Source organism: Streptomyces sp. NPDC050534, assembly GCF_044457745.1.
Lineage (GTDB): Bacteria > Actinomycetota > Actinomycetes > Streptomycetales > Streptomycetaceae > Streptomyces.
Window position 1 is genome coordinate 874,585 of record NZ_JBITHF010000001.1, and the last position, 14,441, is coordinate 889,025.

Consider the following 14,441-nt stretch of genomic DNA (forward strand, 5'->3'; position numbering starts at 1 on the left):
CGCGAACGGCCCGGGACCTCGGGTCCCGGGCCGTTCGCCGTGCTCGTCTAGTGCCGGTGCATGGTCTCCAGCGCGGCCGCCAGCACGTGCGGGTCGTGGTGGCCCTTGTAGACGGCGGGCGGTTGCCGGTCCAGGTGCAGGAGCCGGGCCACCGCGGTCCAGGCGGTGCGCACCGAGTACTCGACGGTGAAGACGACGTCGTCGGGCACCTCCGCGAACTGCCCGATGAAGGCGAGGTTCACCGATCCCGCGGGCACCACGGCGGGACGGTCCTCGCGCCGGCGGACCAGGAACTGGCTGGTGATGTACGGCATCACGCACGGCACGACCGTGGACGTCTCCAGGACGCGCGCCGAGAGCTCCTCGTCGAAGTGCAGGTGGTGCAGGACCTCTTCGAGGATCTCGCGGCCGGAGCACATCGTCATCGGCTTGGCCGTGTGGTCGCCCGCGCGGCCGGGGAAGAGGCCGTAGCCCCACCAGACCGAGACGCCTTCGGGCTGGCCGCGGTAGACCGGCTGGCGGTTGGCGACGATGGTGAGCAGCCAGCTGGAGGCGGTGAAGGTCATCAGCCCGCCCCGGCCGGTCTCCCGGCCGTCGAGTTCGGCCAGTGCGTCGAGGAAGACGGGGTCCTTGGCGGTGACCGTGAACGACTCCCAGCGGGACTCCTTGACGTGCTTGTCGAAGGCGGCCGGGTTGCCGAACTCCTCGCGCCCGCGGGCGATGCGGTGCCACAGCAGCCAGGCCGCCGAGCGGGGACCGGGCGGAGGCGGCGCCGAGGTGTGCGAGCCGAGGCTGGAGGCGTCGGTCATGGAGCCGTTGGTCACCAGGACAAGGTCCTCGGGGGCCACGGCGATCTTCTCGTCCCGGCCGTTCCGGTAGAGGTGCAGGGTGTCGACCGTGCCGCTGTGCTGCCCCGGCGCGAATCCGAGGTCGGTGACCCGGGTGCCGGTGTGCACGGTGACGCCGCGGTCGCGCAGCCAGGCCGTCAACGGCCGCACGATCGAGTCGTACTGGTTGTAACGGGTGCGGTGGATACCGGACATGGACGCGAAGCCGGGGAAGAGATGGATGAACCGCCGCAGGTAGCGGCGGAATTCGATCGCGCTGTGCCAGGGCTGGAAGGCGAACGTCGTGCACCACATGAACCAGAAGTTGGTGGTGAAGAAGTGCTCGCCGAAGCAGTCCGTGATGCGCATCGCGTCCAGATGTGCCTCGGGGGTGACCAGGCAGCGCACCAGGTCGAGCCGGTCGCGCTCGGAGAACCCCATCGAGGCGGTGTCGACGATCTTCCCGTCCCCGTCGACGAGCCGCGCGATGTCGTCCCAGGCGAACTCCTCGTGCCCGGAGAGGATTTCCTCGGTCACGGACACCGAGGGGTCGTCGAGCGTGGGGATGCCGGAGAGGAGGTCGTAGGTGCAGCGGAACTCGGCCTCGAACATCCGGCCGCCGCGCATGGTGTAACCGTCGTCCGGGGTGCCGCCCGCGTCCAGGCTGCCGCCGACGGCGCGCTGTTCCTCGAAGAGGTGGATGTCCGCTCCCTCGAACCCGCCCTCGCGGATCAGGAAGGTGGCCGCGGCGAGCGCCGCGATGCCACTGCCCACCAGATACGCCTTCGCCATTACCACTCCTCGTCAGCCGATGTCCCCGTCCAGCGATCGGGGACCACACGTTCACGGTGTCGTGCACAAAGGGGGCCGGTCAGTGGGCCGTTGGTCACCCATGGGACCCGGACGGCCCGTACCGGGGGGCAAAGCGCACACGACTAAGGCCCGGTCGGTGGACCTCACCGACCGGGCCGTGCCGATCTGTTGCTAGGCCGAGCGCTGAGTGCCGCCCCGCCACGGCGGCGCGGTGGTGCGGTGGCCGTCGTCCCAGGCATGGGCGGCCCGGTCGATCTGGCGGCGCAACCGGTTCTGGAGCTGGTCGACGAGCTCGCGGCCTGTGGCCTCCTCGGCGTGGACGACGAGCGGCCGGCCGGCGGCGCTCAGGTCGGCCGTGGCCGACCAGGGCAGGTCGGTGTGGGCGGCCGCCCGCACGATGCGCACCTCACCCGTGACGGCGGGCAGTCCGGTCCGGCCGACGACTGCGTCGATCTTCACGCGTGCGTAGGCGAGGGTCGCCTCGTCCACCGCGCCGTCGCAGCGCAGCCGCACCGCGGGCGCTTCCTTGTTGTTGTCGCCGGTCATGGTGACCCCTTTCCTGGAAGGTGCCTCGGTGGTCAGGCGGCGGTGCCGGGCAGCCACAGGTCGGGTCCGAAGACCTCGTACCGGATGCGCCGGGCGGGCACCCCCGCGCCGAGTAGTTGTGCGCGGACGTCGCGCATGAAGGGCAGCGGGCCGCACAGGAACACCGTTGCTCCGTCGGGGAGTTCCACATCGGAGAGGTCCATCAGGCCCTCGCGGGCGCCGGGTTCCCCGGCCCCGGGACGCTCGTACCAGAACACCGCCCGGGCGCCCGCCAGTTGGTCGACGAGTTCGCGCGTCTCGGCGCGCAGAGGGTGCTCGGCGGGGGAGTCGTCGGCGTGCAGGACCAGCACCTCGCGGGTCGAGGCATCGGCCTCCAGATGGGCCAGGATGCCCGTCATGGGCGTGCAGCCGATGCCCGCCGAGATCAGCACCAGCGGGCCGGTGGCGCCGGCCCGGTCGTCGAGGAAGACGTCGCCGAAGGGCGCGGAGAGCGTCAGCCGGTCGCCCTCGTGGACCTGGCTGTGCAGCAGGTTGGAGACCTCACCCTGCGGTGTGGCAGCCGTGCCGGTGACCCGCTTGACCGTGATGCGCCGCAGCTCCCGGCCCGGGTCCGAGGACAGGCTGTACTGCCGTAGCTGGTGCACTCCGTCGGGCATGCGGACGCGCACGCTCACGTACTGGCCCGCCCGTGCCCGCGGTGCCGGCAGGCCGTCCGCCGGGCGGAGCAGGAAGGAGACCACGTCCGGGGACTCGGTACGCCGCTCGACGACCGTCCACAGCCGCCAGCCCTGCCCCGGCTCGACGCCCGCCTCGTGGTAGAGACGCGCCTCCCGGCCAATCAGGGCGCCCGCCATCAGCCAGTAGACCTCGTCCCAGGCCGCGGCCACCTCCGGCGTGACGGCGTCGCCGAGCGTCTCGGCGATGGCCGCGAACAAGTACTTGTGCACGATCGTGTACTGGTCGTCGGTGACGCCGACTGCCGCGTGCTTGTGCGCTATGCGGTCCAGCAGGGCGTCGGGCCGGGTGTCCGGGTTGTCCAGCAGCGCGGTCGCGAACCCGGCGATCGAGCCGGCCAGGGCGCGCCGTTGCTCCCCGCTCGCCTGGTTGCCGCGGTTGAACATTCCGTCGAGCAGCTCCGGCCGGTCCCGGAACATCGACCCGTAGAAGCGCGTGGTGATCTCGTCGAGCGCACCGGCCACCGCGGGCAGGGTGGCGCGTACCACGGCGGCGTTTTCTGCGGACAGCATGGGGCCTCCCGGGCCGGGGGATGGGGCGTTGAGGGAACCGCGTCGACTGCGCGGTGTGCATCTGTCTAGCAGGGGCACGACCATGGTTCTGAGCCCTTTCCGGGCTGAGGGCCGGAACAGGGACCTACGGCCCAACGACTCGGGCGCATCGGCCCAACGGCCCTCCTGTGGCCTGGGGCCTTACGGCACCGCCGCCCTCCCCGCTCGGCCCTGGCCGGGCCGCCGGCACGGGTTCGTGGCGGCGCGGGGAGCGCAGTGGAGCGGGGGACGTACCCGCGCGGGGACCGGGCGGGCACGTGGCCGACGACCCACGTGCGGCCACGACCCTTCGCAGGGCCGTCCCCCTGGCGGGGTGCCGTGACCGGTCGGGGACGGGGGGAGCCCCTGGGATGCCGTGCGCGGCGTCCCGCCTGATTCAAGGATGGCTCCGTCACCACAGGGGGAGGAGAGGTGACCGGGCCTGACTGCGGGTCGTTGGGGCCCTTGCCCGCAGGCGTTCATGGCATGTCGGGATGCCGTCCGGCGGCGTGCCGAACAGCGTGGCTCACTTGCCCAGCCACTCCTCGATGCGGGCGGCCCAGGCACGGTCGTCGGTCGTCTCCATGAACTCCTTGCGGTCGATCAGGAGGTAGATCTCCCCGGCGGGCACCGTGCCCAGGATCAACGGCTTGCCCGCGTTCAGCAGGCCCCCGATGAAGCGGCCGTAGAGGTCGGTGAACCTGACCTCCACCGAGGTGATGTCCGCCCGGCGCAGCACCAGGTCCCCGGCCTCGCCCCACGCACCGAGCACCAGCCGGTCCTCGTGCAGGGCGATCCGGCCGCGCCGCAGGAACAGCGCCTTCTGGCTGACTCCGCCGGCCATCTTGTCCGCGGTGGTCTTGCGGCTCAGCTCGTCGGCGGTGGCGCCCACGTAGTCGCCCGTGGCCCGGAGTGTCTCGTTCTCGCTCATGATCCCAACCTGGCACCGGGTGCGGCACCCGCGCGTCGTCGCTTCGGCCGGTGTCCCGCGACTTTGGTAGCGGGGCACCGGTCCGCGCACCGACGAAAGTACAAGGGCTCGAGACACTCGATCCGCTGCGCCGGCACATCCTCGAGGAACAGGACGGCGTCTTCCCCGCCGCGGCTCAGCGCGTGGGTGACACCCCGGTCAGCTTCCGTCCGGTGACCACCTCGGAGTCGATCCGGACGAAGACCCCGTCCCGCATCGGCATCCAGGAGTCCGGGCCGGCCTGTGCCAGGCGCTGGTGCTCCGCGGGGTCGGTGACGACCGCGGCGCGGCCGGTGACGACCACACTCCAGCCGGAGCGGGTGGCCGCCTGGAACTCGTCCGCCTCGAACGCGACCACCGAGCCGTCGATGGCGCGTACGAGGTCGGAGTCGGCCGAGGTGTGGAGCACGACGGAACCGCCCTCGTCCAGGCGGAAGTTGACGGGGAGGACCGCGGGCAGCGCCTGGCGGGTGTAGACGACCCGGCCGACCGGCACCTCGCCCAGCAGGCGAAGGCATTCCTGCCGGTCAAGAGAGCGAAAGGCGTCGGTCTGCGGCATCGCACCATGGTCGACGGAGCCGTTGACGCAGGGAAGGGCCGGTCGGCCCTTTCCGCCTTCCGCGCGCCGGGGCGGCGGACCGCGGGACGGCGAACCGGCGCTGAGCCGGTGTCATGGCCTGCCGAGGGGTGGGCCGTTCGGCCCGCGGCAGGGACATGAGGCCCCTCCTGTCCCACCCGCCCGGCCCGGAGACTGGCGTGGCATCCCCGAAGGAGGTTCCTCCATGTCCACGATCACCGTCGGCCTCGACGGTTCCCCGCAGAGCCTCGCCGCCGCCGACTGGGCGGCCCGCGAGGCGGAGCAACGAGGCGCCGGTCTGCGCCTCGTGCACGGCTGGGAACAGCTGCCGTACGTGTATCCGCCGCTCGGCGGCGTTCCCGCCCCGGGCGCGATCGACACGCAGAGCACATGGGCCGGCACCATGCTGCGCGAGACGCGGACGCGGCTCGCGGACCGGTACCCGGACCTGGCAATCGAGGTCGAGCAGAGCGGGGACCACCCCGTCGCGGCCCTGCTGGCCGCCGCGGAGGACTCCGCCCTGCTCGTCCTGGGATCCCGGGGACTCGGCACGGTCGCGGGGTTCCTCATCGGATCGGTCGGCCTCGCCGTCGTGGCTCGGTCGGAGCGTCCGGTGATCCTCGTACGGGCCGGTGAGCGGGCCGAGAACGAGCATCTGCCGGACGCTGCCGGGACCGGGTCCACCGGCACGCCCTACCGTGACGTCGTGCTGGGGCTGGACCTGGAGAACCCCGGTGAGGCCGTGATCCGCTTCGCGTTCGAAGCCGCACAGCATCGCGAGGCCCGGCTCAAGGTCGTCCACGGCTGGAGCCTGCCGGTTTCCCACGGTTACGGCGCCGCCATGGACGTGGGGCTCGACGAGGAGCTGGCCGAGCGGATCAGGCAGCGGCTGACCGACGTCCTGCGGCCGTGGAAGGAGAAGTTCCCCGGCGTCGAGGTGCGTGAGCAGGCCGTGGTGGGCAGCGCGGGACGCCATCTCGTGCACGCCTCACGCGATGCGGCGCTGGTCGTCGTCGGACGCACGAACCGGCGCGCGGCGGTCGGCAGCCACATCGGCCCGGTGACCCACGCGGCGTTGCAGCACGCCGTCGCACCCGTCGCGGTGGTGCCGCACGACTGATGGGGCGACGCGGACGTCAGTAGAGGGAGGCCGGCCAGGAACCGGCCACCGCGGCGATGACGCCCAGGTCCAGCAGTACGCCCACGCTGAGCCACGGGTCGAACCAGACGGCCTTGAGCACCAGGCCGCTCGACGCGGCGACAACTGCGGCCGTCGGCCACCAGCCGGCGCCCGCGAGCACTCCGGCGCCGGCGACCACGTACACGACGGCCGTGTACCAGGCCAGCGTGAGCGCCGCCGTCCTGGACACCGCCGTCGAGACGCCGGCGGACGCCAGCAGCCAGGAGTGCCCCGGGGTGAACGGCTCCGGAGCGTCGCCGGACTGCTGCTGCGGCGCCGTCCACACGCCGGGGTGCAGCAGCCCGTGCACCACGAGGAAGGCCGCCACCAGCAGTTCGGTCATACCTGGTCCTCCGCCACGTACGGCTCGGTTCCGCCCATGTCGAGGCGGAAGGGCGGATAAGCGTCGGTCATCAGGCCGGCGTACGCGGCCACCCGCAGCACCCACCGGTTGAGCCCGAGGATCAGGTCGAACAGGCTGCGGGGGTACTTCTCGGTGAAGGCCAGGGTCACGGCCGCGATCACCGCCAGCACGGCGACCAGGCCGCCGTCCCACCAGCCGAGGTGGAAGCCGCCGAGGAAGAACGCGATGATGATGTAGTGCGGGATGGCCAGCAGCCACCACTTCACCAGTACAAGCCCCCGGGACAGCCGCTCGGGGTAGGCGATGTCCAGCCGCGCGGGGTAGTCGGGCTCCTCGCCCAGACTGAACGGCGGGTAGCGGTCGGTGCCCAGGGCACCGTAGGAGTAGTAGGCGACCCGCCAACTCCAGCGCAGGACACCCAGGTTGAAGTCGAACAGGGCCCGTGGGTAGCGTTCGGTGAACAGGATGCTGAAGAACGCGACCACACTGACCAGGGTGAAGGCGATCCAGAGGAAGAACAGCACCACGTAGTGCGGGATCACCAGGATCCACTTCACCAGCCACAGCCAGCGGGACAGCTGCGGGTCGAGCACGGCGTTCACGCGCACAGGACGCTTCGGTGCACTCGCCAGGGTCGTCACGGCGATCAACTCCTTCGGCCCGTGGCGCCACGGCGGCAACCTGGGCCCAAGCCAAGCGTGGTCGCGGCGCGCCGCATCGTGCGAGGGCCGTTGGGGGTTGCCCCGGGGCCATCGGTCCCGGCCGGAGGAGCCGCCTCAGCCGGCGTCGGTCCGGTTCACGTCCGCGTAGGTGAGGCGGATCCCGGAGACCAGGTCGGGCCGGATGCGGACGGCGTAGTCCATGGTCTGCTGCACCCAGGGATGCAGCAGCAGATGGACGCGGGCCAGCTCCCGCGGGTCCGTCACCAGGTGGGCGTACCCGGTGGCCACCACGCTCCAGCCGAGATGCGTGGCCGGATCGATGGTGTCGGCCTCGTAGGCCACGACCACGCCCGAGGAGCCGGCCTCGCGTGTGCGGGAGGTCAGGGCCGCGCCGTCATGGGTGCGGATGATGATGTCACCGTCGTCCAGGACGTGATTGACGGGCCGGACGGTCGGCAGCGCGTGCCGGGTGAAGACGACTCTTCCGACGGACACGCTGCCGAGCAGACGGATCGCCTCGCGTGTGTCGAGCTCGATGCTTCGGCGCGGTCCCACGGGGGCCGGGTGGGTGTGACGCATGGCGGTATGTCCCGTATGGGTCGGTGGTTCACGTCTGCCGATCATTGCAACGCACCGAGGCGCACCCGGTAAGGGCCGTTCGGCCCTGGTCCGCATCCGGTCGGCCCTGACGGCCCCTTCGGGCGCGGGCGTGACGGTACGCGCGGCGGGCAGCGGGAGGGAGAGCGGCCCACGGATCAGGGCCGACAGGCCCTGGCTCTTCGATCCGCGAGCGAGGAGTATCCCGACACCGGCGCCGATGCAGGGCATCCGGCGCGGAGCGCAGGAGAAGGAGCATCCCATGGCGGACGGCGAGCAGCCGGGCCCCGACGGCCCGATCCGCGTCTTCCTGCTGGACGACCACGAAGTGGTACGGCGGGGGGTGCGCGACCTCCTCGACGACGAGCCGGACATCACCGTGGTCGGCGAGGCGTCCACGGCCGGCCAGGCGATGGTCCGCGTCCCGGCGCTGCGCCCGCAGGTGGCGGTCCTCGACGTACGGCTGCCCGACGGCGACGGCGTGACCGTCTGCCGGGAGCTGCGCTCGCAGATGCCGGAGCTGGCCTGCCTCATGCTGACCTCGTTCGACGACGAGGAGGCCCTGCTGGACTCGATCATGGCGGGCGCGTCCGGCTACGTCCTGAAGCAGATCCAGGGCTCCGACCTCGTGTCGGCCGTGCGCACGGTCGCCTCGGGCCAGTCGCTGCTCGACCCGAGCGCCACCACCAGGCTCATGGCCCGGCTGCGCGGCGGGCAGGAGCAGGAGGAGGAGCCGGACGTGCTGCCGGGCCTGACCGACCGGGAGCGGGAGATCCTCGCCCTGATCGGGGAGGGCCTCACCAACCGGCAGATCGGCCGGCGGCTCTTCCTCGCCGAGAAGACGGTGAAGAACCACATCTCCCGCCTGCTGGCCAAGCTCGGGGTGGAGCGGCGCATCCAGGCCGCCGTGATCGCCACCCAGGCCGAGGACCGGCTGCGGCAGCACCGCCGCTGACACCCCGGGCCGAACGGCCCCGGATCGCCCCCGTCCGGCCCAAGCCCCGCACGGCCCGCCGTCCGCAGGCTGGCCGCAGACCCCGGCGCACAGGCCGGGCGACGACCGGGAGGGCGACGGACATGACCGTACGCGTGGGCATCAACGGCTTCGGCCGCATCGGACGCAACTACCTGCGCTGCGTGCTGGAGCGGGCGGACAACGGCACCGGTACACCCGTCGAGGTCGTGGCCGTCAACGACATCACCTCGCCGGCGACACTGGCCCATCTGCTGGAGTTCGACTCGACCTACGGACGGCTGCACCGCACCGTCGAGCACGACGAGAACTCCCTCACGGTCGACGGCCGGCGCATCGCGGTGACCGCCGAACGCGACCCGGCCGCTCTGGCCTGGGGCGACCACGGCGTGGACGTGGTCATCGAGTCCACCGGCCGCTTCCGCACCCGGGAGCAGGCCGGAGCGCACCTGAAGGCGGGCGCCCGCAAGGTGCTGCTGTCCGTGCCCGGCAAGGGCGTGGACGCCACCCTCGTCATGGGCGTCAACGAGGGCACCTACGACCCGGACGCCGACCACGTCGTCTCCAACGCCTCCTGCACGACCAACTGCGTGGCCCCCATGGTGAAGGTGCTCCACGAGCGCTTCGGCATCGTCAAGGGCCTGATGACGACCATCCACGGCTACACCAACGACCAGGTGCTTCTGGACGGCCCGCACAAGGACCTGCGCCGCGGCCGCAGCGCCGCCGTCAACATCATCCCCACCAGCACGGGCGCCGCCCGCGCGGTCGGCCTCGTCCTGCCCGAGCTGGCCGGCACGCTCGACGGCATCGCCGTGCGGGTGCCCGTGGAGGACGGTTCGCTGACCGACCTCGGCGTGATCCTGGACCGGCACGTCACCGTGGAGGAGGTCAACGCCGCGTACCGCGAGGCGGCGGACGGGCCCCTGAAGGGCGTGCTGCGGGTCTCCGACGCCCCGATCGTCTCCCGCGACGTCGTCGGCGACCCCGCGTCCTGCGTCCTGGACGCCCCGCTGACCCAGGCCAACGGCGAACTGGTGAAGGTCTTCGGCTGGTACGACAACGAGTGGGGCTACACGAACCGCCTCCTCGACCTCACCGAGTACGTCGCCGCCCGCCTTCCGCGCGCCTGACCGGCGCGGGAACGGCCGGTTCCTTCCTGATCCCGTATCGCCCTCCGCCTCGGACGGCTACCGTGGCACTGACCGGCATGGTCGGCCATCGGCCGTGTGTGGGAGTTGGAGGAGCACCGGTGGGAAGCCTTGAGGAGCCCCAGGACGCGCGCATACGACTGCCGCAGCTGAGGCTCGACGAGCTGCTGGAGGAGCTGCAGGCCCGCCTGGACTCCGCCCGCGGCACGCGCGACCGGGTGCACAGCCTCCTGGAGGCCGTGCTCTCGGTCGGCCGCGAGCTCGACCTCGAACAGGCACTGCACAGCATCGTGGAGGCCGCGGCGGCGCTGGTCGACGCCGAGTACGCCGCCCTCGGCGTGATCGGGCCGGACGGCAAGCGGCTGTCCGCCTTCCACACGATCGGCGTCAGCGACGAGGCGATCGCCGAGATCGGCCCGTACCCCGAGGGCCACGGCATCCTCGGAGAGCTGATCCGCCACCCCGAGCCCCTGCGGCTGGCCAAGATCTCCCAGCACCCGGCGTCGTACGGCTTCCCGGCGCACCACCCGCCGATGAACAGCTTCCTGGGCGTCCCCATCCGGGTCCGCGACCACGTGTTCGGCAACCTGTACCTGACCGAGAAGCGTGGCGGGGTGCAGTTCGACGAGGAGGACGAGGCGGTCCTGTCCACCCTGGCCGTGGCGGCCGGTGTCGCGATCGACAACGCCCGCCTGTACGAGGAGTCCCGGCTGCGCGAACGCTGGCTGCAGGCGAACGCGGAGATCACCCACACCCTGATGTCCGGCGGCCCGGGCGTGGATGTCCTGCGCCTGATCGCCGAGCGGGCCGGCGAGATCACCGGATCGGCCCTGGCGGCGGTCGCGCTGCCCATGGAGGACACCGGCAGGCTCTCGGTGGAGATCGCCGTCGGGGTGGACTCCGAGGCGCACCGGGGCCTCGTGCTGCCCATGGCCACGAGCCTGATGGGACTGGCCTTCTCCGCGGCCGCACCGGTCACCAGTGAGGACGTCGTCCACGACGAGCGGGTCTCCTCGGAGCCGCCGCGTTTCCAGGGACTCGGCCCCGCCATCGCCGTGCCCATCGGCACGGGCGGGACGGGTGCGCGCGGTGTGGTCCTGCTGGTGCGAAGGGCGGGCCAGCCGGTCTACGAGGCCTCGGAGATCGAGCCGCTGCAGTTCTTCGCCGCGCAGGCCGCGATCGCGATGGAGCTCGCGGAGCGCCGGCGGGACGCCGAGGAGGTCGCGGTGCTCAAGGACCGCGACCGCATCGCCCGCGACCTGCACGACCTGGCGATCCAGCGGCTGTTCGCCACCGGCATGACGCTGCAGAGCGCCGGCCGCTTCATCGAGCACGAGGAGGCCGCCGGCCGCGTGGCGCGGGCGGTCGACGACCTGGACGAGACGATCAAGATCATCCGGTCGACGATCTTCGGCCTGCGGGCGCGTGACGACGGCGCCGGTACGGGCCTGAGAGCCCGCGTCGTGCGCGTCGTCGGCGAGGCGGCCCAGGTGCTCGGCTTCGCGCCCAGCCTGCGCATGGAGGGCCTGCTGGACACCGACGTGCCGCGGGAGGTCGCCGACCATGTCGTGGCCGTCCTGTCCGAGGCCCTGACCAACGTCGCCCGGCACGCCGGGGCCGGCCGGACCGACGTCGTCCTGGAGATGGACGGCCGGGAGATCCGGCTGACGGTGTCGGACGACGGCCGGGGCATCCCGCCCGACGGCCGCCGCAGCGGTCTGCGCAACATGGCCGAGCGGGCCGAGCAGCTGGGCGGGGCACTGAAGTTCGCCGGCGGACCCGCGGGCGGCACGGTGCTGGTCTGGCACGCACCGGTGACACCGGAGTAGAGCCGCGCATCCGCGGGTGACGCGGCCCTCCCGACCCGAGCCCACAGGCCCTGCCGCAGGGCCGTTCGGCCTCTGCAGCCGCCGCTCGTGCGCGAGTGAGGCTGGTGGTGCCGGTCCCGGACGTACGGGACGGCATGCGGGTGGTGCACGGCCGGAACCGGACGGGCCGTGCGACGCACCTCAGCATCGGCCCCGTCGAGGAGCAGCTCATGAAGGCAGCGGTCGTCACCGACTTCGGCAAGCCCCTGGAGATCCAGGACATCCCCGTTCCCGAGCCCGGCCCCGGCCAGGTGCTCGTGAAGATGGAGGCATCCGGGCTCTGCCACACCGACATCCATGCCGCCCACGGCGACTGGCCCGTCAAGCCGCGCCCGCCGTTCATCCCCGGTCACGAGGGCGTCGGTCCCGTGCGGGCCGTCGGTGAAGGCGTGTCGCCCGACCTGGCCGGCAAGCGGGTCGCCGTGCCGTGGCTCGGTTCGTCCTGCGGTACCTGCCGCTACTGCGTGTCCGGCTGGGAGACCCTGTGCGAGTCGCAGGTCAACTCCGGTTATTCCGTGGACGGTTGCTACGCCGAGTACGCCGTCGCCGACGCGGGCGCGGTCGTCCCTGTGCCCGACGGCGTGTCCTCCTTCGAGGCGGCACCGCTGACCTGCGCGGGCGTCACCACGTACAAGGCGATCAAGGTCGCCCGGGTGGTCCCGGCCGAGCGTGTCGCGGTTTTCGGGGTCGGCGGCCTGGGCCACCTCGCGGTGCAGTACGCCCGCCTCGTGGGCGGACTGGTCACCGCCGTCGACCTGGAGCCCGACAAGCTCGGCCTGGCGCACCGGCTCGGCGCGGACCAGATCGTCAACGCCCGCACCCACGACCCCGTCGAGGAGCTCAGGAAGGCGGGCGGGGTGGACGTGGCCGTCGTGCTCGCCGCCGCGCCCAAGGCGTTCGAGCAGGCGTACCGGTCGCTCAACCGCGGTGGACGCCTGGTCATGGTCGGCCTGCCCGCGGACAATGCGTCCATCGACGTACCCATCTTCGACACGGTTCTCGGCGGCATCTCCGTCATCGGCTCCATCGTGGGCACCCGCCAGGACCTGGCCGAGGTCTTCGCGCTGCACGCCGCCGGACGGACCCAGGTCATCGCCGAGACCCGGCGCCTCGACCAGGTCAACGACTCCTTCGACGAGGTCCTCGGCGGACGGGCCGAAGCCCGGCTCGTCTTCGAGTTCTGAGGCCCGGGGACCCCGGAGCCCAGGGAGAGGCAGCGGACAATGGCCACCGTCACCGTGGGTGCCGTACGGGAGCGGGCGCCCGGCGAACGCCGGGTCGCCCTCGTCCCCGAGGCGGTCACCCTCCTGCGCCGGATCGGACTCGACGTCCTGGTGGAGGCCGGGGCCGGATCCGGCGCCTGGTTCACGGACGCCGACTACACCGACGCCGGCGCGGGCGTCGTGTCCCCGGGGGAGCTGTACGCACGCGCGGACGCCGTCCTCTGCGTCGGCCCGCCGGACCCGGAGCGCGCGCAGGTGCTGCGCGGCGAGCAGACCCTGATCGGCCTGCTCGAACCGCTGCGCCACCCGGATCTGGTGCGGGAGTTGCACCGGCGCGGGGTGCGCACGGTGAGCCTCGATCTGCTGCCGCGCACCCTCAGCCGCGCCCAGTCCATGGACGCGCTGACCTCGCAGGCGAGCGTGGCCGGCTACAAGGCGGCGGTGCTGGCGGCCGACTCCTACGACCGCTTCTTTCCGATGCTGACCACCGCGGCCGGCACCATGCGTCCGGCGCAGGTCCTCGTCCTCGGCGCCGGAGTGGCCGGGCTGCAGGCGATCGCCACCGCCCGCCGGCTCGGCGCCGTCGTCACGGCGTACGACGTACGCCCCGAGTCCCGGGAGGAGGTGGAGTCGCTCGGCGCCCGATTCCTGGACATCCAGCGCCCGCCAGGCACCGGATCGGGCGCCGGACAGGGCGGCTACGCACGGGAGTTGACCGAGGCGGAGCAGGCGGCCCAGCGGGAGGCGCTGGACGCCCACATCGCCCGTACGGACATCGTCATCACCACCGCCCAGGTCCCGGGCCGCAAACCGCCGTTGCTGGTCACGGTCGGCGCCGTCGAGGCCATGAGGCCCGGGTCGGTCGTCGTCGACCTCGCCGCGAGCGAGCTCGGCGGCAACGTCGGGGGTTCCGTACCCGACAAGACGGTCGTCCTGGAGAACGGCGTCACCGTGATCGGTGCCGGGCACCTGCCGTCGGCGATGGCGACCGCCGCCTCCACGGCCTACGCCCGCAACATCGTGGCGGTCCTGCGCCACCTAGTGCACGACGGCCGGCTGTTCTTCGACCCGGCCGACGAGATCACGGCCGCGCTCACCCAAGGAGCCCCCTCATGAACGACCTCGATCTCCTCACCGCGATCACCGTGTTCGTGCTGAGCGTCCTGGTCGGCGTCGAGGTCATCAGCAAGGTCCCCGCGACCCTGCACACGCCCCTGATGTCCGGCTCGAACGCGGTGCACGGCATCGTCGTGATCGGCGCCATGCTGATCGCCGCGCAGTCGCACACCTGGCTCGGCTACGTCCTCGCCTTCGTGGCCATGGTGTTCGGGGCGATGAACGTCGTCGGCGGCTACGTCGTCACCGACCGGATGCTGGAGATGTTCAAGACCAGGCCCCGCGGCGGCGACAAGGCGAAGGTGTGAG

Annotated in this window: 15 protein-coding genes; 7 read left to right on the forward strand and 8 right to left on the reverse strand. The window is 72.2% G+C overall.

The window, feature by feature from the left end; translation table 11 throughout:
* Positions 1-47 precede the first annotated feature (47 nt).
* The 5 genes from ACIBN2_RS04015 to ACIBN2_RS04035 all read right to left on the reverse strand — a co-directional run bounded on the left by ACIBN2_RS04015 (position 48) and on the right by ACIBN2_RS04035 (position 4,980).
* Entirely contained in the window at positions 48-1,619 is a 1,572-nt protein-coding gene (locus tag ACIBN2_RS04015) for an oleate hydratase (protein WP_399132531.1), read from the reverse strand.
* Positions 1,620-1,811: 192 nt separating this feature from the next.
* On the reverse strand, positions 1,812-2,186 hold the full coding sequence (locus tag ACIBN2_RS04020; protein WP_399132532.1) for a hypothetical protein: 375 nt from the start codon (positions 2,184-2,186) through the stop codon (positions 1,812-1,814).
* 32 nt (positions 2,187-2,218) lie between these two features.
* Positions 2,219-3,433 (reverse strand): globin domain-containing protein, encoded by a 1,215-nt coding sequence (locus ACIBN2_RS04025; RefSeq protein WP_399132533.1) that lies wholly within the window; start codon positions 3,431-3,433, stop codon positions 2,219-2,221.
* Positions 3,434-3,977: 544 nt separating this feature from the next.
* A complete protein-coding gene (locus ACIBN2_RS04030) occupies positions 3,978-4,382 on the reverse strand; it encodes a hypothetical protein (RefSeq protein ID WP_399132534.1) in 405 nt (134 codons plus the stop codon).
* 175 nt (positions 4,383-4,557) lie between these two features.
* The gene (locus ACIBN2_RS04035; protein ID WP_399132535.1) at positions 4,558-4,980 is read right to left on the reverse strand and encodes a pyridoxamine 5'-phosphate oxidase family protein; all 423 of its coding nucleotides are present in this window, start codon (positions 4,978-4,980) and stop codon (positions 4,558-4,560) included.
* 223 nt (positions 4,981-5,203) lie between these two features.
* Between ACIBN2_RS04035 and ACIBN2_RS04040 the strand changes: the two genes are divergently transcribed.
* Positions 5,204-6,118 carry a universal stress protein gene (locus ACIBN2_RS04040; protein WP_399132536.1) on the forward strand — a complete coding sequence of 305 codons (915 nt, stop codon included), beginning with the start codon at positions 5,204-5,206 and terminating at the stop codon, positions 6,116-6,118.
* A 16-nt stretch (positions 6,119-6,134) separates the two neighbouring features.
* On the opposite strand, the gene ACIBN2_RS04045 is transcribed toward ACIBN2_RS04040, so the two are convergent.
* From ACIBN2_RS04045 to ACIBN2_RS04055, 3 genes are all read right to left on the reverse strand, one after another.
* Positions 6,135-6,521 carry a hypothetical protein gene (locus ACIBN2_RS04045; protein ID WP_399132538.1) on the reverse strand — a complete coding sequence of 129 codons (387 nt, stop codon included), beginning with the start codon at positions 6,519-6,521 and terminating at the stop codon, positions 6,135-6,137.
* Entirely contained in the window at positions 6,518-7,183 is a 666-nt protein-coding gene (locus ACIBN2_RS04050; protein WP_399132539.1) for a DUF4389 domain-containing protein, read from the reverse strand. Before ACIBN2_RS04050 ends, ACIBN2_RS04045 begins: the two co-directional genes overlap by 4 nt.
* Positions 7,184-7,318: 135 nt before the next feature.
* Positions 7,319-7,783 carry a pyridoxamine 5'-phosphate oxidase family protein gene (locus ACIBN2_RS04055; protein WP_399132540.1) on the reverse strand — a complete coding sequence of 155 codons (465 nt, stop codon included), beginning with the start codon at positions 7,781-7,783 and terminating at the stop codon, positions 7,319-7,321.
* A gap of 280 nt (positions 7,784-8,063) precedes the next feature.
* On the opposite strand from ACIBN2_RS04055, the gene ACIBN2_RS04060 reads away from it, so the two are divergent.
* From ACIBN2_RS04060 to ACIBN2_RS04085, 6 genes are all read left to right on the forward strand, one after another.
* Complete coding sequence (locus tag ACIBN2_RS04060) at positions 8,064-8,756, forward strand: response regulator (protein WP_399132541.1); 693 nt, start codon at positions 8,064-8,066, stop codon at positions 8,754-8,756.
* Positions 8,757-8,878: 122 nt separating this feature from the next.
* Complete coding sequence (gene gap, locus ACIBN2_RS04065; RefSeq protein WP_399132542.1) at positions 8,879-9,907, forward strand: type I glyceraldehyde-3-phosphate dehydrogenase; 1,029 nt, start codon at positions 8,879-8,881, stop codon at positions 9,905-9,907.
* Between the two features lie 119 nt (positions 9,908-10,026).
* The gene (locus tag ACIBN2_RS04070; RefSeq protein WP_399132543.1) at positions 10,027-11,754 is read left to right on the forward strand and encodes a GAF domain-containing protein; all 1,728 of its coding nucleotides are present in this window, start codon (positions 10,027-10,029) and stop codon (positions 11,752-11,754) included.
* Positions 11,755-11,963: 209 nt separating this feature from the next.
* Complete coding sequence (locus ACIBN2_RS04075; RefSeq protein ID WP_399132881.1) at positions 11,964-12,977, forward strand: zinc-dependent alcohol dehydrogenase; 1,014 nt, start codon at positions 11,964-11,966, stop codon at positions 12,975-12,977.
* A 39-nt stretch (positions 12,978-13,016) separates the two neighbouring features.
* Positions 13,017-14,132, forward strand: coding sequence for an NAD(P) transhydrogenase subunit alpha (locus ACIBN2_RS04080; RefSeq protein WP_399132544.1), 1,116 nt, complete (start codon positions 13,017-13,019; stop codon positions 14,130-14,132).
* Complete coding sequence (locus ACIBN2_RS04085) at positions 14,129-14,440, forward strand: NAD(P) transhydrogenase subunit alpha (RefSeq protein WP_399132545.1); 312 nt, start codon at positions 14,129-14,131, stop codon at positions 14,438-14,440. The genes ACIBN2_RS04080 and ACIBN2_RS04085 overlap by 4 nt, the downstream gene beginning before the upstream one ends.
* Position 14,441: the final 1 nt, after the last annotated feature.